Consider the following 23215-nt stretch of genomic DNA (forward strand, 5'->3'; position numbering starts at 1 on the left):
GGGCGTCCGGCCCGATGCGGTCGTGGGCCACAGCGTCGGCGAATACGTGGCCGCCTGTGTGGCCGGGGTATTCAACCTGGACGATGCGCTCAAACTGCTGGCCGCCCGCGCCCGCCTGATGCAGGCCTTGCCCACCGGCGGCGCAATGGCCGCGGTTTTTGCCGGTGAAGCGCGGGTTGCCCAAGCCCTGGCCGGGCACGACCGATTAGCCATCGCCGCGGTCAACGGCGCCGAAAACGTGGTGATCTCGGGCGATGAGACCGCGCTCAATCACGTCCTGGATGAACTGCAAGCGGAAAACATCGGCCATCGCAGGCTGAGCGTGTCGCACGCCTTCCATTCGCCGTTGATGGAACCGATGCTGGCGGAATTCGCCAAGATTGCTGCCGAAATACATTATCACGCCCCTAGCCTCCCGTTAATTTCCAACGTCACCGGCCGCCTGATCGGCGAGGACATCGCCACGCCCGCCTATTGGGTCGAGCATATCCGCAGACCGGTGCGCTTTGCCGACAGCATCGACACCCTGCACGACCGGCACTGCCAACTGTTCCTTGAACTCGGCCCCCATCCGGTGCTGCTGGGCATGACCCGTCACAGCTGCCCCGACGCGATACTGATCCCCAGCTTGCGGCAACAAACCGCCGACGATGAACAGTTCCTGCGTAGCCTCGGCGACTTGTTCGTGCAGGGCGTCGCCATCGATTGGAACGCCGTTTACCCGAAACAAACCTACCAGCCGCTGCATCTGCCTACTTATCCGTTCCAGCGCCAGCGGTTTTGGGTAGACAGCAACAGGGAACTGCCCTCAGCACCAAGCTCGCGATTGGTTACGCTACTGCAATCCGGGAATGCCGATGCCCTGACCCAATATCTGCAAACGCAACAGGCACTGTCAGCGGACGAACTGAAGCTGTTGCCGAAACTTAGCGGCTTATTGATCCGTCAGCACCGGGATGCCACCGTTAATACCGACGGTTTGTGCTACCGGCCCATCTGGCAAGAACAAGCGCGTAACGCCGAACCGGCTATGCCGCCTGCCGGAGCGCAAAACCGGCCATGGCTGATTTTCAGTTCCGGCGACGAATCCGAGCTGGCCCAAAGCTTGCAGAATCTCGGGCAACCTTGTATCCGTGCCACTGCGGGCAACGCCTACGCACAAACTGCATCCGATGCCTGGACGGTTGCCGCCGATAGCGCGGACGATTATTGTCGCCTGCTCGAAGCTACCCAGCCGCAAACCATCGCCTATGTCTGGCCGTCCGAGCTGACCGCACACTACGGTGAAGATGCGTTGATGCAGACTATCCTGTTGGCCCGTGCCGCAGCCGGTTTGCAATCACTCACCAAGCTGTGGCTGATCACCCGCGACGCAACCAATGCCGGAGATCGCGCGCCCTCATCGCCCTTTCCTTCGCTGTTGTCGGGCCTGGGCCGTTCCTTGTTCCTGGAATATCCCAATCTGAAAGGCGGCATGATCGACCTGGAAGCCGACGAAACTCCGGCATTGCTGCGCGAACTGCTGGATTCGGAAGACGAAGACGCGATCAGTCTTCGGGTGGGAAAACGCTATGTCGCCAGACTTGAAGCCTTCCAGCCAACAGTCGCAGCACCGTCCCGGTTTAAAGCGGACGCGGCCTACCTGATTACCGGAGGACTGGGCGCGCTCGGCTTGAAAACCGCGCGCTTTTTGGCCGAAAACGGCGCGGGCCAACTGATCCTGCTCGGACGCAAGGGCGCCAATGAAAACACCCGCGAAACCCTGGACTTTATCGAACACTTGGGCACCCAGGTTCGCGTAGTGCAGGCGGACAGCGGCGATGAGACCGCGATGTCCGAACTCTTCAAACAGCTTGCCGCCGGTAATTTCCGCCTCAAAGGCATCATCCACGCGGCCGGAGTGCTGGGCTCCTGCGCCCTGAGCGAACTCGACCGGGCATGCCTGCACCAAGTGCTTGCGCCTAAAGTACGCGGTGCCTGGACATTGCACCGCTTAAGCCTGGACCTCGAACTCGATTTTTTTGTCCTGTACTCATCGATTTCATCAATTTTGGGTACGGCTCAACTCGCCCATTACACGGCAGCTAACGGCTTTTTGGACGGCTTGGCCGAATACCGCCGCGGCTTGGGCTTGCCCGCGCTCAGCATCAACTGGGGGCCTTGGCAAAGCGGCGGCATGATAGACGGCGAGACCGCCCGGCGTATTGCCGACAGCGGCTTTCATACCCTGTCGGCTCCGATAGCGCTTGACCTGTTTGGCCGCTTGCTGGCCGCCGGGCAAACCCGCGTCGCGGTTCTGGATGCGGATTGGCCGCGCCTCAAAAGCCTTTACGAAGTCCGCGGCCGCCAACCTTTGCTGGCGCTGCTGGGTCAAAATACCACGGGAACTGCCACCGTACTGAACGGGCTGCAGGATCGAAGCGCGCAACGTATTGGAAAAGAGCACCTTTCAGAGGAAGAACTGCTGGCTGCCTTGTTTGGCGAAGTGCTGGGGTTGGATAGCGTCAGTGTTGACGATTCGTTCTTTGCGCTGGGCGGCGACTCCTTGTTAGCTACGCAGTTAGTCAGCCGGGTGCGTGAAGCATTCGCGCTGGAGCTGCCGACCAAAATGCTATTTGATGCCCCTACCGTAGCGCAGTTGCTGATGTGTTTGCGCGATTTGCGCGGCGCCAGGGCACCACTGACGGCGCTCCCGCGCCCCGAGCGCCTGCCGCTGTCTTATGCGCAGCAGCGGCTATGGTTTATCCATCGACTGGAAGGGCCGGGGTCGACTTATAACATTCCTATCGCTTTACGCTTGACTGGGCATCTGGATGCCGATGCGCTTGATTCGGCTTTGCTCGACCTGCTGGCGCGTCACGAGGCGTTGCGTACCCGTTTCCCGGAGTTCGACGGCATTGCCGCGCAGGAAATTGTGCCGGTTGCAGACATCGCTGCGCGGCTGACCCGCTGTCAGGTGACGAAGGCGGAATTAGCCGCCAGCTTGCAACAGGCGGCAGAAACGGCGCTGGACATTACCGTGGACTTGCCGTTCCGGGCCTGGCTGTTCAGTTCGGCTGCCGGGGAGCAGGTGTTGTTGTTGCTGGTTCATCACATCGCCGCCGACGGCGCTTCGATGGCGGTTTTATCCAACGATTTATCTTCGGCTTATGCCGCCCGCTGTTTGCAACAAGCCCCGCAATGGCCGGACTTGCCGATCCAGTACGCCGATTATGCGCTCTGGCAGCGCCAAGTCTTGGGCGCGGTGGACGATCCGACCAGTCCGATGGCGCAGCAGTTGGCGTTCTGGCAGCAGGCGTTGCGCGGCCTTCCCGATGAGTTGAACCTGCCGACCGACCGCCCCCGGCCGCTGGTCAGTTCCTATCGCGGCGGCGCGCTGCCGATTCACTTGTCCGCCGAGCTGCATCGGGATTTGCTGGCCTTGGCTCAAGCCGAGCAGGCTTCGCTATTCATGCTGTTGCAGGCGACCTTGGCGGCGCTGTTGTCGCGCCTGGGCGCCGGTGAAGATATTGCTATCGGTGCGCCGATCGCCGGTCGCACCGATCAGGCGATTGAGGGTTTGATCGGCTTTTTTATCAATACACTGGTATTGCGCACCGACCTGTCGAGACGGCCTTCCCTGCGCACACTGCTGCAACGCGTGCGGGCTTTCGATTTGGACGCTTATGCACACCAGGATTTACCGTTCGAGCTGTTGGTCGATGCGTTGCAACCAACCCGTTCGATGGCCCGCCATCCGCTGTTCCAGGTGATGCTGATATTGCAGAACACCGCCAAACCTCGAATGGACTTGCCGGGGCTTACTGTCAGCCTGGAACCTTTGGCGCATACCGGCGCCAAGTTCGATCTAACCGTCGATTTGACTGAGCAGTTCGGCGAAAACGGCGAGCCGTTGGGCTTATCCGGCGAGCTGGAATTCAGCAGCGATTTGTTCGATGCCTCGACTATTGAACTCTTAATCCAGCGCTGGTTGCGCCTGATCGAGCAGGCCGTGGCCGAACCGGATGCGCCGCTGTATCGCTGCGATATACTGACGCCGGACGAACGCCATACGCTGCTGGAGGCATTCAACCCCATTGCGCTGCCGACTCCCGCCGCAACGCTGCCCGAATTGTTCGAGGCGCAGGCGTCGAGCAATCCTGCCGCGACCGCGTTGGTCTTCGCCGATTACGAACTGAGTTATGCCGAACTCAACGCCCGTGCCAACCGCCTCGCTCACGCGCTGATTGAGCAAGGGGCAGGCCCTGAGTCGTTGATCGGCCTGTGCCTGGATCGCTCATTTGAACTGATTATCTCGCTGTTGGCCGTGCTGAAAAGCGGCGCGGCTTACTTGCCGCTGGATCCTGAATATCCGATGGCACGCATTGAAGCCATGCTGAAAGATGCCGCGCCTTTACTGGTGATTACCGCAACGAAGATGGCTGATATTTTGCCGGAAAGCTGTGCGCGATTATTACTGGACGATCCGGCCACGCTAGTCGACTTGGCGATGAAGCCGCGAACCAATCCAACAGATACAGACCGGCTGATGCCGCTTGATCCTCGTCACCCGGCTTATGTGATTTTTACCTCCGGCTCGACCGGAAGACCGAAGGGCATCGCGATTTGCCACAGCGCGCTTAGCGCATTCCTTGCTTCGATCAAATCAGCCGTTCATTGCGATGCGGCTGACCGGTTCTTATCGGTAACCACGATTGCGTTCGATATCGCCGTTCTGGAACTGTTCCTGCCGCTCTCGCAGGGAGCCTGCGTACTGCTGACCGCTCGTTCGGAAAGCAAGGATATTCCTGCATTTGCGCAGTTTTTTGCTCGCCATCGGCCCACGCTGATGCAAGCAACGCCCAGCCATTGGCGGGCGTTGCTCGAGGCTCTGCCCGACATTGAGCCGCAACTCCAGGCCATTTGCGGCGGCGAGCCGCTACCGCTGGATCTGGCGCAGGCGCTATTGGCAAAAACCCGTTCATTGGTCAATCTCTACGGCCCGACCGAAGCGACGGTTTGGGCGACCCAACAGGCCATAACCGAGAGTACGCTTGCGCTGCAACGCACTCCGTTGGTGGACATCGGTACGCCACTTGACCGTTATCGCATCTACCTGTTGGATGCCACCTTGGAACCGGTGCCGGTCGGCGTTGCCGGCGAACTGTATATCGCCGGGGCCGGCCTGGCCCGCGGTTACCTGAACCGCCCGGCCCTGACCGCCGAGCGCTTTGTCGCCGATCCGTTCTCGCCTATGTCTGGCGCACGCATGTACCGCTCCGGCGATCTGGCGCGCTGGCGCGATGACGGCAATCTGGAGTTTTTGGGCCGGGCCGACAGCCAGGTCAAGATTCGCGGCTTCCGCATTGAGCCGGGCGAGATCGAAGCGGTGTTGCTGGCCTTGCCGGGCGTGGCCCAAGCCGCGGTGGTGGCGCGCGACGACGGCCTGGGTTTGCAGCTGGTGGCGTATTGGGTGCCGTCTGCTTCGTCCGATGCGTCCGATGCGTCCGCCGAAACCTTGCGTCCGGCGTTGGCCGCGCAATTGCCGGATTACATGCTGCCTTCGGCGTTTGTAGTCTTGGACGCTCTGCCGCTGACCCCCAACGGCAAGCTGGATCGGCGCGCCTTGCCTGCGCCGGAACGCGGCGGTGCGGTGTTTGTTCCGCCGTCTTCGCAAGAAGAAACGCTGCTGGCGGCGCTGTTCGGCGAGGTATTGGGATTGGATCGCGTCAGTGTTGCCGATTCGTTCTTTGCGCTGGGCGGGCATTCGCTGCTGGCGACCCGTTTGGTCAGCCGGGTGCGCGAGGCCTTTGCCTTGGAATTGCCGATCCGGGCCTTATTCGAAGCGCCGACGGTCGCGCAATTGGCCGGACGCCTGCGCGATTTGCGTAGCGCCCGGCTGCCTTTGCAGGCCTTACCGCGCCCCGAGCGTTTGCCGCTGTCTTATGCGCAGCAGCGCCTGTGGTTTATCCATCGCCTGGAGGGGCCGGGTTCCAATTACAATATTCCTATCGCTTTACGCTTGAGCGGGCATTTGGATGCCGATGCGTTTGATTCGGCTTTGCTTGACCTGCTGGCGCGTCATGAAGCGTTGCGTACCCGTTTCCCGGAGTTCGACGGTATTGCCGCTCAGGAGATTGTGCCGGTTTCCGAGCTCACTTCGCTGCTGACCCGCTGCCCTGTAACCGAAGCGGAATTAGCCGTTCAGTTACAGCAGGCGGCCGATACCGCACTCGATATTACCGTGGACTTGCCGTTCCGGGCCTGGCTGTTTTCTTCGACTCCGCTCAGCACGGGCTCTTTAGCTAACGAGGAGCAAGTGTTGCTGATGCTGGTGCATCATATCGCCGCCGACGGCGCGTCGATGGCGGTGTTGGCCGACGATTTAACCCTGGCTTATAGTTCCCGCTGTATGCAGCAGGCTCCCGCTTGGCCGGATTTAACGATCCAGTACGCCGATTATGCGCTCTGGCAGCGCCAAAGCTTGGGCGCTGTGGATGATCCGAGCAGTCCGATGGCGCAGCAGCTGGCGTTCTGGCAACAAGCCTTGCGCGGCCTGCCCGATGAGTTGAACCTGCCGACCGATAGGCCCCGGCCATTGGTCAGTTCTTATCGCGGCGGTGCGCTGCCGATTCACCTGTCCGCCGAACTGCACCGGAATTTGCTGGCCTTGGCTCAAACCGAGCAAGCTTCGCTGTTCATGCTGTTGCAGGCGACCTTGGCGGCGCTGTTGTCGCGACTGGGCGCCGGTGAGGACATTGCTATCGGTGCGCCGATTGCCGGTCGTACCGATCAGGCCATTGAGGGCTTGATCGGCTTTTTCGTCAATGCCTTGGTGTTGCGCACCGACCTGTCGGGACGGCCTTCGCTGCGGACGGTCTTGCAACGGGTGCGCGCGTTCGATTTGGACGCTTATGCGCACCAGGATCTGCCGTTCGAGCTGTTGGTCGATGCCTTGCAACCGACCCGCTCAATGGCCCGCCATCCGTTATTCCAGGTCATGCTGGCTTTGCAGAACACCGCCCGGCCGCGCATGGACTTGCCGGGCTTGAACGTTGCGATGGAACCGTTGGCGCGCACCGGCGCCAAGTTCGACCTGTTGGTCAGTTTGGCCGAGCAATACGATGCCGACGGCGAGCCGTTGGGCTTGTGGGGCGAACTGGAGTTCAGCAGCGACCTGTTCGATACCGACACCGTCGAGCATTTAAGCCGCCGCTGGTTAAGCCTGATCGAGCAGGCCGTGGCCGAACCGGATGCGCCGCTGTACCAGTGCGCGCTGCTGACCCCGGAAGAACGCCATGCGCTGCTGGAGGGCTTCAACGCCACGGCACGGCCTATCCCCGACGCCACCCTGCCCGCATTGTTCGAAGCCCAGGCGGCAAGCAATCCTGCCGCGACCGCGCTGGTCTTTGGCGATCAGGAACTGAGCTATGGCGAACTGAACACCCGCGCCAACCGCCTCGCTCACGCGCTGATTGCGCAAGGGGCAGGCCCGGAATCGTTAATCGGCCTGTACCTGGACCGTTCGTTCGAGCTGGTGATCTCGCTGTTGGCGGTTCTGAAAAGCGGTGCGGCTTATCTGCCGCTCGACCCCGAACATCCGACCGCGCGCATTGAGGCGATGCTGGAAGATGCAACGCCGTTACGGGTGATCACGACGGCAGCGCTGGCCGACAACCTACCTGCGGATTGTCCGCGCATAGTGCTCGACAAGCTAACCGACTTGGCGCAAAGACAAGAAAATAATCCAAGCGATGCGGATCGACTCGCTCCGCTAACGCCGCTGCATCCGGCTTATGTGATCTTTACCTCCGGCTCGACCGGAAAGCCGAAAGGGGTGCTGATTGCCCATCACGCGCTGGTCAACCACATGCGCTGGATGCAACATGCCTACCCTGTGGTCCCGCAAGACCGGGTTCTCGGCCGAACCGCCCCCACTTTCGATGCGTCGGTCTGGGAGCTTTGGCTGCCGTTACTGTCCGGGGCGACGCAGGTGCTGATCTCGACTCAGCAACTCCACGATGCCCAGTTGCTGTTTGAACAGCTTGACCGGCAGCAGGTTCATGTCGCCCAGTTCGTGCCCTCGCTACTGGCTTCGTTCCTCTCCGAATATGACCTAAAGCCGCAAGCGCTGCGCCAGGTGTTTTCCGGCGGCGAAGCGCTATCGACCGAGCTGACCCGGCGTTTGACCGAGCAGTGGCAGGTTGAGGTAATCAATTTATACGGGCCGACCGAAACGACGATCCAGGTCACGCATTATGCGGCACAGGACAACGCTTTAAACGGGTCGACGACGCCGATCGGCGCGCCGATCTGGAACACCCGCATTTATCTGCTGGATCAAGCCCTGGAACCGGTTCCGGTCGGCGTTGCCGGTGAACTGTACATCGCCGGAGCCGGTCTGGCCCGCGGCTACCTGAACCGCCCGGCCCTGACCGCCGAGCGCTTTGTCGCCGATCCGTTCTCGCCACTGGTGGGCGCACGCATGTATCGCTCCGGCGATTTGGCGCGCTGGCGCGATGACGGCAATCTGGAGTTTTTGGGCCGGGCCGACAGCCAGGTCAAGATTCGCGGTTTCCGGATCGAGCCGGGCGAGATCGAAGCCCTGTTGCTGGCGCTGCCGGGCGTGGCCCAGGCGGCTGTCATCGCGCGCGACGACGGCCTGGGTTTGCAGTTGGTGGCGTATTGGGTGCCGTCTGCTTTGTCCAATGCGTCTGCCGAAACCTTGCGCCCGGCGTTGGCCGCGCAATTGCCGGATTACATGCTGCCTTCGGCCTTTGTGGCCTTGGACGCTCTGCCGCTGACACCCAACGGCAAGCTGGATCGGCGCGCCTTGCCTGCGCCGGAACGCGGCGGTGTACTGTTTGTTCCGCCGTCATCGCAAGAAGAAACACTGCTGGCAGCGCTGTTCGGCGAGGTTCTTGGACTGGAGCGCGTCAGTGTTGACGATTCGTTCTTTGCGCTGGGCGGCGACAGCATCCTTTCCATTCAATTGGTTAGCCGCGCACGGCGCGCCGGTTTGGAAATTCGTCCACGCGACATTTTCGAGCGACCCACTGTCGCCGGACTCGCGAGCATCGCTCGGCCAGTGGCAAACAACAAACCGTTGGCGTTATTCGAAGCCAGCGGGCCGTTTACCCCAACCCCGATCATGGCCCGCTTTCTGGCGGTAGAAGGACCGACTAAGGGCTTCTACCAGGCCATGATGATCCAATTGCCGGCACAGATCGAAGCCGACCAGCTCAACGCCATCCTACAGTCGACAATCGATCACCACGCCTTGTTGCGCGCTACCTTTATCCGCAATGAGGACGGCCTATGGCAAGGCATCGTACCGCCGCCGGGAACCGTCAACGCCTGTACGCGCGTACAGCGCATCGACCTGCGGGCAATGGATTCCGCCCAGCGCGAACTGCGTCTGCATGAGACGGTTACGCAAGCTGCTGAACGACTCGATCCGGCCGACGGTTATCTGTTCGAGGCATTGTGGTTTTCGCTTCCCGAAGGCGAACGCTTGCTATGGATCATTCATCACTTGGCCGTCGACGGCGTTTCCTGGCGCATTCTGCTGTCCGATCTCGCCGCAGCATGGCAAGCGGTCGCAGCTCAGCAAGCCATCGCGCTGGAAGCGGTTGCCACCCCCTTTAGAATCTGGGCGCAACGGCTGCATGAACAGGCCCTGTCCCCAACTGTCGCCGCCGAATTACCGGCTTGGGAATCTATCCTTGCGCGGGGCGTTCCGTTATTACCGGGCATCATCATGGATTCGCAGCGGGATACAACTGCGACCACTCAAACCTTATTGGTTTCGCTAAAGCCTGCGCTCACCTTGGCGCTGCTGACCGAAATACCCGCAGCCTTCCATGCCCAAATCAACGATGTGCTGCTCACCGCGTTGGCTGTAGCCATTGCCGCTTGGCAGCCCGCAACGAAACCGGGCATATTGATCGATCTGGAAGGCCATGGCCGCGAGCCTTTCGCTGACGATCTCGATCTTTCGCGTACCGTCGGCTGGTTCACTACCCTCTATCCGGTCGCCTTATCCCTTGAAGGCATCGATGTCGATGCCGCGCTTCGAGGCGAAGCAGACATGGGACTGGCGCTCAAACTGGTCAAGGAGCAGTTGCGTGCCATACCGGGTCGCGGGCTGGGTTTCGGCTTGCTACGCTATCTGGAACCGAGCGCCGGACAGCGCTTGGCAAGTCAGCCGTCGCCACAGCTGGCCTTTAACTATCTGGGCCGCTTTGCTGCGGGGGATAGCCAAGACTGGGCCATCGCCGCAGACGGAAATGGCCTGAGCGGCGGTGCCGATGCCGATATGCCGATCACTCATGCCTTGACGGTCAACGCGGTCACCGTGGACGGCCCCGAAGGACCGACGCTTTCAGCGCACTGGAGCTGGGCGACTCGCCACCTGGACGAATCGGCAGTCGCAACACTGGCCGAACATTGGCAACAGGCGCTGAGCGCCCTGGTTGCGCATAGTATGCAAGCCGGAGCCGGCGGCCATTCGCCCGCTGATTTTCCGTTACTTACACTTTCCCAAAAACAGGTGGATGAACTTGAGCGGCGTTACCCGAACTTGGAAACGCTATGGCCGTTATCGCCGCTGCAAGAAGGCTTGCTGTTCCACGCCCTGTTCGATGATGCCTCGCCGGATCTCTACACCGTCCAAACCGCGATTGACCTGAGCGGCAACCTGGAACCGGAACGCCTGCGCAACGCCTGCACCGCCTTGTTAAAACGCCATGCCGTGCTGCGTACCGGCTTTGTCCACCAAGGCCAAACGCCTTTGCAAGTGGTCGTACCTCAGCCTCCTTTGCCCTGGCAATGGCTGGATTTAAGCGATCTTGAAGCGGTGCAACAATCGCAACGCGCCCAGGCCGTTGCCGCCGAGTTGCGGACTACCCGGTTTGCTATTGACGAGCCGCCGTTGATTCGTTTCACTGTGCTCAAGCTCGGACAGCAACAGCATCGCCTGCTGGTCACCAATCACCACTTGGTGCTGGACGGTTGGTCGATGCCTATCCTGCTGCGCGAACTCTTCACCCTTTATAACGACTTCGGCAGCAAAAATACGCTGGCGCCGGTATCCGGCTATGGCGACTATCTCGCTTGGCTGCAAGCGCAACACAAACCCCAGGCTCACGCGGCTTGGCAAGCTTACCTCGCAGGCCTTGACGCACCCAGCCTGATCGCGCCTGATCGATCCAGCCAAGCGACAATCCAGGCTCCCCATCATTGGCGGTACAGTTTCCCGGAAGCGCTCAGTCAGGGTATGAACGATTTTGCCCGCAACCACGGCATTACCCTGAATACCTTATTCCAGGGGGCGTGGGCTTTGCTGTTGAGCCGCCTGACCGGGCAACGGGATGTTACTTTCGGCATCACGGTTTCGGGACGTCCGGCCGAACTGCCGGGCGTCGAACACATGGTCGGCCTGTTAATCAACACCCTGCCGCTACGGATAAGCTTGCCTTCGGATCAGCCGCTGGCCGCCTGGCTTGGCGCATTGCAAGCACGCCAGGCCGGTTTGTTGGACTACGGCTATCTCGGCCTCACGGAAATCCAGCGTATCGCCGGGGGCTTTAACCCGCTGTTCGATACCTTGCTGGTGTTTGAGAACTACCCGATTGATCGTGCCGCTATCAAGCAAGGCATTAGCGACCTTAAAGTGACCCATATCGCCGGTCACGACGCCACCCATTACCCGCTCTCACTGATGGTCGCTCCCGGCGAGCAACTTGAGCTGCGTCTGGAATTCGACCCGGCACTATTTGATGACGAAAAAGGCCAACAACTAGGCCAACGCCTGGTGCGCCTGATCGAGCAGGCCGTCGCACAACCGGATGCGCCGCTGTATCGCTACGATATGCTGACGCCCGAGGAGCGCCACACGCTGCTGGAAGGTTTCAATGCCACGGCGCAGCCGATTCCTGCCGCCACACTTCCCGAGTTATTCGAAATGCAGGCGGCGCGTGATCCTGCCGCAACCGCGTTGATCTTTGCCGGTCAGGAACTCAGCTATGGCGAACTCAATAGCCGCGCCAATCGTCTGGCTCATGCGCTGATTGCGCAAGGAGCGGGGCCTGAGGCCTTGATCGGCCTGTGCCTGGAACGCTCGTTCGAGCTGGTGATCTCGCTGCTGGCGGTACTGAAAAGCGGTGCGGCTTATGTGCCGCTGGACCCTGAATACCCGAAAGCGCGTCTACAAGCCATGCTGGAGGATGCTGCGCCTTTACTGGTGATCACCTCAACGGAAATGGCAGCGATTTTGCCGGAAAGCTGTGCGCGCCTGCTGCTGGACGATCCGTCCGTACAAACCGGCTTGGCAATAAATCCCGAAAGCAACCCCTCGAATGCGGACCGATTGACGCCGCTAAGCCCGCTGCATCCGGCTTATGTGATTTTTACTTCCGGGTCTACCGGGAGGCCGAAGGGCGTGATAATGAGCCAACAGGCCTTAGTCAATCTGCTCGAATGGCAAACGGAAAGCAGCGTTTTAGGCAGCAAGCTGCGCACCCTTCAATTTACCTCGGCCAATTTCGATGTGTCGTTCCAGGAAATTTTCGGCGCGTGGAAAACCGGCAGCACGCTGGTATTGGTGCCTGATGAAGTTCGCCGCGAACCGGAACAATTGGTGGATTTACTGAGAAGCCATGCGATTGAACGGCTCTTTATCCCGATAGCCGCACTCAATAATATCGCCGAGCTTTACGCCAATCGCACCTTATCGCCACTGCAATTAAAGGAAGTCATTTGCGCAGGAGAACAATTAAAAGTCACTCCGGCGCTGAGGCGGTTTTTTGACCGGATCGACCACAGCCAATTGCATAACCACTACGGCCCGAGTGAAAGCCATGTGGTTACGGCCTTTCCTCTTGACCAAGACAGCCGACATTGGCAGGAAATGCCCTCTATCGGTGCGCCGATCAGGAACACCCGTATCTACCTGTTGGATCAGACCCTGGAACCGGTGCCGGTCGGCGTTGCCGGAGAACTGTACATCGCCGGGGCCGGCCTGGCCCGCGGTTACCTGAACCGCCCGGCCCTGACCGCCGAGCGCTTTGTCGCCGATCCGTTCTCGCCGGTGGTGGGCGCACGCATGTATCGCTCCGGCGATCTGGCGCGCTGGCGCGATGACGGCAACCTGGAGTTTTTGGGCCGGGCCGACAGTCAGGTCAAGATTCGCGGCTTCCGCATTGAGCCGGGCGAAATCGAAGCGCTGTTACTGGCCTTGCCGGGCGTGGCTCAGGCCGCGGTAGTGGCGCGCGACGACGGCCTCGGTTTGCAGCTGGTGGCTTATTGGGTGCCATCTGTTTCGTCCGATGCGTCCGCCGAAACCTTGCGCCCGGCGTTGGCCGCGCAATTGCCGGATTACATGCTGCCTTCGGCCTTTGTGGCCTTGGACGCTCTGCCGCTGACACCCAACGGCAAGCTGGATCGGCGCGCCTTGCCTGCGCCGGAACGCGGCGGTGCGGTGTTTGTTCCGCCGTCTTCGCCGGAAGAGGCGCTGCTGGCGGCGCTGTTCGGCGAGGTGCTTGGACTGGAGCGCGTCAGTATCGCCGATTCGTTCTTTGCGCTGGGCGGGCATTCGCTGCTGGCGACCCGTTTGGTCAGCCGGGTGCGCGAGGCGTTTGCCTTGGAATTGCCGATCCGGGCCTTATTCGAAGCGCCGACGGTCGAACAATTGGCCGGACGTCTGCGCGATTTGCGTGGCGCCCGGCTGCCTTTGCAGGCCTTGCCGCGTCCCGAGCGTTTGCCGCTGTCTTATGCGCAGCAGCGCCTGTGGTTTATCCATCGCCTGGAGGGGCCGGGTTCCAATTACAATATTCCGATTGCTTTACGCTTGAGCGGGCATTTGGATGCCGATGCGTTTGATTCGGCTTTGCTTGACCTGCTGGCGCGTCATGAAGCCTTGCGTACCCGTTTCCCGGAGTTCGACGGCGTTGCCGCACAGGAGATTGTGCCGGTTGCCGAGTTCGGTTCGCTGCTGACCCGCTGCCAAGTAACCGAAGCGGAATTAGCCGTTCAGTTACAGCAGGCGGCCGATACCGCGCTGGATATTACCGTGGACTTGCCGTTCCGGGCCTGGCTGTTCTCCTTAGCTAACGAGGCGCAGGTGCTGCTGATGCTGGTGCATCACATCGCCGCCGACGGCGCTTCGATGGCGGTGTTGGCCGACGATTTAACCCTGGCTTATAGTTCCCGCTGTATGCAGCAGACTCCGCGCTGGACGGACTTGCCAATCCAGTACGCCGATTATGCGCTCTGGCAGCGCCAAAGCTTGGGCGCGGTGCATGACCCCAAGAGTCCGATGGCACAACAGCTGGCATTCTGGCAGCAGGCCCTGCGCGGCCTTCCCGATGAGTTGAATTTGCCGGCCGACCGGCCCCGCCCTCTGGTCGGTTCCTATCGCGGCGGCGCGCTGCCGATTCATCTGTCCGCCGAACTGCACCGGAATTTGCTGGCCTTGGCTCAAACCGAGCAGGCTTCGCTGTTCATGCTGTTGCAGGCGACCTTGGCCGCGCTGTTGTCGCGACTGGGCGCCGGTGAGGACATTGCTATCGGTGCGCCGATTGCCGGTCGTACCGATCAGGCCATTGAGGGCTTGATCGGCTTTTTCGTCAATGCCTTGGTGTTGCGCACCGACCTGTCGGGACGGCCTTCGCTGCGGACGGTCTTGCAACGGGTGCGCGCTTTCGATTTGGACGCTTATGCGCACCAGGATCTGCCGTTCGAGCTGTTGGTCGATGCCTTGCAACCGACCCGCTCAATGGCCCGCCATCCGTTATTCCAGGTCATGCTGGCCTTGCAGAACACCGCCCGGCCGCGCATGGACTTGCCGGGCTTGAGCGTTGCGATGGAACCGTTGGCGCGCACCGGCGCCAAGTTCGACCTGTTGGTCAGTTTGGCCGAGCAGTACGATGCCGACGGCGAACCGTTGGGCTTGTGGGGCGAACTGGAATTCAGCAGTGATTTGTTCGATACCTCAACTATTGAGCTCTTAATCCAACGCTGGTTGCGCCTGATCGAACAGGCCGTAGCCGAACCGGATGCGCCGCTGTATCGGTGCGCGCTGGTGACGCCGGAAGAACGCCATGCGCTGCTGGAAGGCTTCAACGCCACCACCCGGCCTATCCCCGACGCCACCTTGCCGGCATTGTTCGAAGCCCAGGCGGCGCGCGATCCTGCCGCGACCGCGCTGGTCTTTGCCGATCGGGAACTGAGCTATGGCGAACTGAACGCACAAGCCAACCGACTGGCGCACCACCTGCAAACGCTGGGCGTCGGTCCGAATACCCTGGTCGGCATCTGCGTAGAACGTTCGTTTGAGATGTTGGTCGGCGTGCTGGCTATTCTCAAAGCCGGTGGCGCTTATATGCCGCTGGATCCCGAATACCCGCAGGAACGCTTGCACTTTATGCTTGATGACGCGGCGGTATCGGTGCTGTTGACGCAGCAACGGCTGCTGGCGGCATTGCCGTCCAATAATGCGTATGTGCTATGCCTGGATCGGGACTTGCCGCTGTTTGCCGATGGTAACCGCAGCACTCCACCCAGCCGGGCGCAAGCCGACGATCTGGCTTATCTGATCTACACCTCAGGCTCCACCGGTCAGCCCAAAGGCGTCGCCGTGACCCACCGTAACGTGGTGCGCTTGGTTCGCTCGGACGACAGCTTGAGTTTCGATAGCGACGAAGTGTTTCTGCAACTGGCTCCGCTGGCTTTCGATGCCTCGACGCTGGAACTGTGGGCAGCGCTGCTGAACGGCGGCCGCCTGGTGCTGATGCCGCCCGGTCAATCCACCCTGGAAGATATTGGCCGCCACCTCACCCGCCATCGCGTAACAACGCTGTGGTTGACCGCAGGCCTGTTCCATTTGATGGTCGATGAACGGCTGGAGGATTTAACCGGTGTACGCCGATTGTTTGCCGGTGGCGAGGCCTTGTCTGTACCGCACGTACAAAAAGCCGCAGCAGCCCTAGGCGCCAACCGTATCATCAACGGCTATGGGCCAACCGAGAACACCACCTTTACAAGCTGCTACCCGGTACCGGCCGCCGATGCCATTACTACATCGGTACCGATCGGCAAACCGATCGCCAACACCCGGACTTATATTCTGGACGAAGCCTTGCAACCGGTGCCGGTGGGAGTGACCGGCGAGTTATACACCGGCGGTCTCGGTCTTGCCCGCGCTTACCTGAACCGCCCGGCTTTAACCGCCGAGCGCTTTGTCGCCGACCCGTTCTCTGAGGCTCCCGGATCAAGGATGTACCGTACCGGCGATCTGGCGCGCTGGCGCGAAGACGGCAATTTGGAATTTATCGGTCGTGCTGACGGACAAGTGAAAATCCGCGGCTTCCGTATTGAACCGGGCGAAATTGAATCGGCGTTACTCGGGCTACCCCAGGTCATGCAAACCGCCGTAGTGGCGCGTGACGACGGTCTCGGTTTGCAGTTGGTAGCTTACTGGGTGCCTTCTGAGGGCAGCGATACGTCTGCCGAGGCTTTGCGCCTGGCTTTGTCCGAGCAATTGCCCGACTATATGTTGCCTTCGGCCTTTGTGGCCTTGGCTGCTTTACCGCTAACGGCCAACGGTAAACTGGACCGTCGCGCCTTGCCTGCGCCCGAACGCGGCGGATATGCGTTTGTATCGCCTTCATCGCCGGAAGAAGCGCCGTTGGCCGCGTTATTCGGCGAAGTGTTGGGACTGGATCAGGTCAGTGTTGCCGATTCGTTCTTTGCACTGGGCGGACATTCGCTACTGGCAACCCGCCTGGTCAGCCGGGTGCGTGAGGTCATGAAAGTGGAACTGCCGATCCGGGCCTTGTTTGAAGCCCCGACAGTCGCGCAATTGGCGCGGCGCTTGCGCGATTTGCGAAGTGCCAGACTGCCGCTGAAAGCATTGCCGCGCCCCGAGCGTTTGCCGTTGTCTTATGCGCAGCAGCGCTTGTGGTTTATCCATCGCATGGAAGGCCCCAGTGCGACTTATAACATTCCTATCGCTTTACGATTAACCGGCCCCCTGAATGCCGACGCGCTTGAGCGGGCGTTGCTCGACCTGCTGACGCGTCATGAAGCATTGCGTACCCGTTTCCCGGAATTCGAGGGCGTTGCCGCGCAGCAGATTGTGCCGGTTGCCGACATCGATTCACTTCTGACGCGCTGTGAACTAAGCGAAGCGGAATTAAGCGCTCGCTTACAACAAGCGGCCGATACCGCACTGGACATTAGCGTGGAATTGCCGTTCCGGGCGTGGCTGTTCTGCTTAGGTAACGAGGAACAGGTATTACTGATACTGGTCCATCACATTGCCGCCGACGGCTCGTCGATGGCGGCGTTATCCGACGATTTAACCCTGGCTTATAACGCGCGCTGCCTGAACCAGGCACCCGCCTGGCCTAACTTGCCACTCCAGTACGCCGATTATGCGCTCTGGCAACGTCAGGCTTTGGGTTCGGTGAACGATCCCCTGAGTTCCATGGCGCAACAGTTGGCGTTCTGGAAGCGGGCCTTGCGCGGCCTTCCCGATGAATTGAGCTTGCCGACCGATCGGCCTCGTCCGCTGGTCAGTTCTTATTGCGGCGGCGCGCTGCCGATTCATCTGTCCGCCGAGCTGCACCGCGATTTACTGGCTCTGGCCCAAGCCGAGCAGGCTTCGCTGTTCATGCTGTTGCAGGCGACCTTGGCGGCGCTGTTGTCGCGCCTGGGTGCCGGTGAGGATATTCCGATCGGCGCGCCGATCGCCGGCCGTACCGATAAGGCCATTGAGGGTTTGATCGGCTTTTTCGTCAATACGCTGGTGTTGCGCACCGACCTGTCGGGACGGCCTTCATTACGCACGGTCTTGCAACGGGTGCGGACGTTCGACCTGGATGCCTATGGGCATCAGGATTTGCCGTTCGAACTGTTGGTCGATGCCTTGCAGCCGACCCGGTCGATGGCCCGCCATCCGTTGTTCCAGGTCATGTTAGTGTTGCAAAACACCGTTAATGCCCGTCTGGACTTGCCCGGAATAAACGCCGCCGTAGAACCTTTGGTACGCACCAGCGCCAAGTTCGACCTGTCGGCCAATTTGGCAGAGCTTTACGGAGACAACGGCGAACCGTTGGGCGTATCCGGCGAACTGGAATTCAGCAGCGACCTGTTCGATGCCGAAACCGTCGAGCGCTTAAGCCGCCGCTGGTTAAGCCTGATCGAGCAGGCCGTCGCCCAACCGGATGCGCCGCTGCATCAATGCGATATTTTGTTGCCGGAAGAGCGCTGCATGCTGCTGAACAATCAGACCTATGTGCTGGACAACGCATTGCAACCGGTGCCGGTGGGTGTAGTCGGCGAGTTATATACCAGCGACATCGGCTATGCCCGTGCTTATCTCACCAACCCGGTTTTATGCGCCGAGCGCTATGTCGCCGATCCGTTCTCAGCGGTTCCCGGTCTGCGCATGTACCGTACCGGCGATTTGGTTCGTTGGTGCAAAGACGGCAATCTGGAATTTATCGGCCATGCCGACAAGCCGGTAAAATCTCCCGGCTTCATGCCCATCGAAGCGGCCGAGCCGAAAAACGATTTCATCCCGTCGCAGACGCCGACCGAATCGGCCTTGGCCGAAATCTGGAGCGAAGTGCTGCACTTGCAACAGATAGACCGGCGGGACAATTTCTTCGAACTGGGCGGACACTCGCTGCTGGCGACCCAAGTCGTTTCGCGCATCCAACGAAACCTCGGTATCGTGATGCCGTTCCGCGCGCTGTTCGAAAACCCAAGTCTCGGCGCGCTGGCCGGCTATCTCGACCGTCAATGCCAAACCGAAACCAACGACAGCATGCCGCTCGGCGTTGCACCGCCGATCCTGCCGGTTTCCCGCGATCAGCCTTTACCGCTGTCCTTCGCCCAACAGCGTTTGTGGTTTATCGACCAAATCGGCAGCGGTGCGGCTTACAACATGTCGTCGGCCTTGCGCTTGCGCGGCCAACTGAACGTGTCGGCACTGGAACAGTCCCTGTCCGAAGTGGTGCGCCGCCATGAAAGCCTGCGCACCACCTTTGACAATAGCGCCGAGCAACCCTACCAACATATCCGCGCGCCTCAACCGGTGGCATTGCCGGTGACCGATTTGAGTCACCTGCCTGACGCATTACGTCGTCAAGAAACCCGCCGTGAAGCCCAGCAAGAAGCGCAAAAGCTGTTCGATTTAAGCCGCGACTTGATGTTGCGGACACGCCTGCTGCGCTTGGACGAAGACGAGCACGTACTGTTGCTCAGCCTGCACCATATCGCCGCCGACGGCTGGTCCAACGACGTGTTGATGCGGGAATTGGCGGAACTGTACGAAGCGTTCGCTACAGACAAGCCGTCGGCGCTGACTGAACTGCCGGTGCAATACGCCGATTTTGCGGTCTGGCAGCGGCAATGGCTGCAAGGCGAGGTCCTGCAACAGCAAGCGGCGTTCTGGAAAAAACAATTGCAAGGCGCGCCCGCGCTATTGGTGCTGCCGACCGACCGGCCGCGTCCTCCGGTCGAAAGTTTCCGGGGCGGCGTCTATCCGGTACAGTTGGATGCAAAGCGAACCGCGGGCCTGAGAAAGCTCAGCCGCGACGCCGACACCACCTTGTTCACTACGTTGCTGGCGGCGTTCCAGGTGCTGCTGGCTCGTTACAGCGGACAGGACGATATCGTGGTCGGCTCGCCGATCGCCAACCGCAATTGCCTGGAAACCGAACCTCTGATCGGCTTTTTCGTCAACACGCTGGCGTTACGGGCCGACCTTTCGGGCAACCCGAGTTTCAGCCGAGTGCTGGCGCAGGTTAAACACACCACGCTGCTGGCGCAGGACCATCAAGACCTGCCGTTCGAACGATTAGTCGAAGAACTCCAGGTTGAGCGGAACCTGAGCTATAACCCCGTTGTGCAAATCGTGTTCGCTTTGCAAGCCGCGAAAACGACCGGCTTTGCGCTGCCGGGCCTTGAGGTCAGCAGTTTCGAGTTCGCCGAGCCCAGCGTGCGCATGGACTTGGAATTGCACCTGTGGGAACAGGCGGAAGACATTATCGGAGGCTGTTCTTATGCCGCCGACCTGTTCGATGAAACCACCATCGCCCGCCTGATGGCGCACTTTTACACCTTGCTGGACGGCATTATCGCCGACCCGGAACGGCCTATTCACGGCTTAGCCTTGTTGGGTGAAAGCGAATCCCGGCAAATCCTGGTCGATTGGAACCGCACCGCTGCCGACTTGCCCAAGAATCTTTGCCTGCACCAATTGTTCGAACAGCAAGCCGCGCGCACACCGGATCAGGCGGCCATAGTCTTTGCCGGACAAAGCTTGAGCTACCGCCAACTCGACCAACGCGCCAACCAATTGGCGCATCATTTACAAAGCCTGGGCGTAGTGCCGGACAGCCTGGTCGGTATCTGCGTGGAACGCTCGGCGGACATGGTGGTGGGCATCTTGGCGATACACAAAGCCGGTGGCGCTTACCTGCCGCTTGACCCGGCTTATCCGCAAGAGCGGCTGGCGTACATGCTGGAAGACGCGGCGGCGCCGGTGCTGTTGACCCAGGCCGCGCTGTTGGACCGCTTACCGGCCCATAACGCCAAACCGGTTTATTTGGATAGCGACTGGCCGGTCATCGACGCATTGCCGACGGATCAACCGAGCAACACCGTAACCGCCGACAACTTGGCTTATATAATCTACACCTCCGGCTCCACCGGTAATCCCAAGGGCGTGTTGGTAGAGCATCGCGGCGTGTGCAGCATAATACAGGCGCAAATCGCGCTGTTGGAAATCGGCACTCATGATCGGATTTTACAATTCGCCTCGTTAAGTTTCGACGCAGCCGCATCCGAGATCATGATGGCGCTGGGCAGCGGTGCGGCTTTGTATCTGGGCACACGCGAAACCCTGGCGCCGGGCGAACCTTTGCGGCGTTTTCTGACCGATAACGCCATTTCGCTGGCGACTGTAACGCCCTCGACGCTGGCCGCATTGCCGGAAGATTCGCTACCGGCCTTGCGCACCTTGGGCGTGGCCGGGGAAGCCTGCTCCGCCGAACTGTTCGGACAGTGGGCGAAAAATCGCCGTTTCTTCAATCTGTACGGCCCGACCGAAGCCAGCATTTGCGCTACGGCTTGGCGTTGCGAGACGATTACCGCCAATGCCCCGTCCATCGGACGCCCGCTTGCCAATGTGCTGGTCTATATTCTCGATGCCCTGCAACAACCGGCGCCGATCGGCGTGGCCGGGGAACTGTACATCGGCGGCGTCGGCGTGGCGCGCGGCTATTTGAACCGCCCGGAACTGACCGAGGAAAAGTTTATCGCCAACCCGTTCGGCGCAGGACGTTTGTATAAAACCGGCGATTTGACCCGCTGGCTGCCCGACGGCAATATCGAGTATTTGGGACGCATCGACCAGCAGGTGAAAATCCGCGGTTTCCGTATCGAACCGGGGGAAATCGAATCCGTCCTGACGCAGCACCCGGCGGTGCGCGAAGCGGTGGTGCTGGCGCGCTCGGATCAATTCGGCAAGCCGCGCCTGGTCGCTTATCTGCTGACTGACGGCCAAGAATCGCCGACCGGCGCTTTACGCGAGTGGTTACAGGGCAAGCTGCCCGATTATATGGTGCCTGCGGCCTTTGTGCGGCTGGAAACATGGCCGTTGACCCCCAACGGCAAGCTCGATCGCCAAGGCTTGCCGGAACCGGACATGCAAGCCAACGATAGCGAATACCTCGCGCCGCTAACACTCACCGAGTCGGCGCTGGCCGAGGTGTGGCGGAAAGTGCTGAACGTAGAGCGCGTCGGCAGGCAAGACAACTTCTTCGAACTGGGCGGGCATTCGTTATTGCTGACCCAATTGATTTATCACATCGAAGCCGCGCTGGGCGTACTGCCCTCCATGCGCGACCTGTTCAGCTTCCCCACGCTCAGTGCCCAGGCTGCGCACCTCGATGCCTGTATGCAGGCGCAAGGACAGGATGGTGAGCCGATACAATCGGTGGATTTTGCCGCCGAGAGTCAACTCGATCCGGCGATTTGGCCGCCAACCGCCGATTTTGCCCGCACCGCAGAGGATCTGCATGCGGTGCTTATCACCGGCGCATCCGGCTTTCTGGGCGCTTACCTGCTCGACGAACTGGCGCGGCAAACCTCGGCTGAACTTTATTGCCTGGTGCGCGCCGATAACGCAGAACACGGCGTCCAACGCTTGCGGCTTAACCTTGAACGGCACGGCCTGTGGCGGGACGAGCTGGCGTTACGCCTGCATCCTGTGGTCGGCGACCTGGAACAACCGCGCTTGGGCCTCGCCGAAGATGAATTCGATAGCTTGGCGGAACGGATAGACGCGATCTATCACAGCGGCGCGCACGATAATTTTCTTTATCCCTACGCCATGCTGAAAGCCGCCAACGTTGACGGCACCCACGAGTTGCTGCGTCTGGCCGCTCTGGTCCGTACCAAGCCGTTGCATTTTGTCTCCACCCTGTCCGTGGTTTCGCCAATGGTCGAACAGGTCAGGGAAACCGACCCCTTGGCATACCCCGAGCAAGCCGGTATGGGCTATGTCGACACCAAATGGGTGGCTGAGCAATTGGTGCAACGCGCCGCCGAGCGGGGCATGCCGGTCACGATTCATCGGCCGACCCACATACTCGGCGTCTCTGACAGGGGCTATACCCATATTGATGACGCGTGGTACCGCCGACTCCTTAACGACATCCAGCTTGGCACCGCCACCGGCGACGACAATGCCGACGATAACCTGGTGCCGGTCGGTTTTGTCAGTCGGGCGATCGTTCATCTTTCGCTGCAACAAGCCTCGTTGGGCAAGGTTTTCCACCTGTCGAATCCCAGCTATACGCCAAGGTCTATTTACCAGGATGTTTTACGCGAACGAGGTTATTCCATCACGCTGTTGCCTTTCGGCCAGTGGCTGGCGCAATTGGTCGAAGCGGCCAAAACCAGGCCCGATCTCGGCCTGATTCCGCTACTGCCGATGTTGACCGCTTATGATACCGAGAATCCCGCGCCAAGCGTGTCGCGTCATATCCACTACGTCAATACCACAGCCGGGCTTGCGGACAGCGGAATCGTCTGCCCTGAAATCAGGCACGCGGAATTGCGCGCTTATTTCGCTTACTTGATCGATGAGGGACACTTTCCGCCGCCACAGCGGCCAACAATTAAGTCTAGCGACTGAGAAAAACAAAACGCCACAGCCTCA

The 23215-nt window shown here is 60.5% G+C and carries 1 protein-coding gene; it reads left to right on the forward strand.

Going from position 1 to position 23215, the window contains the following annotated elements; translation table 11 throughout:
* Positions 1-23191 (forward strand): non-ribosomal peptide synthase/polyketide synthase (locus METTU_RS16345; RefSeq protein ID WP_006892902.1); only part of this gene is annotated, 23191 nt, incomplete at its 5' end.
* Positions 23192-23215: the final 24 nt, after the last annotated feature.

Source organism: Methylobacter tundripaludum SV96, assembly GCF_000190755.2.
In the GTDB taxonomy this organism is placed as follows: Bacteria; Pseudomonadota; Gammaproteobacteria; order Methylococcales; family Methylomonadaceae; genus Methylobacter_A; species Methylobacter_A tundripaludum.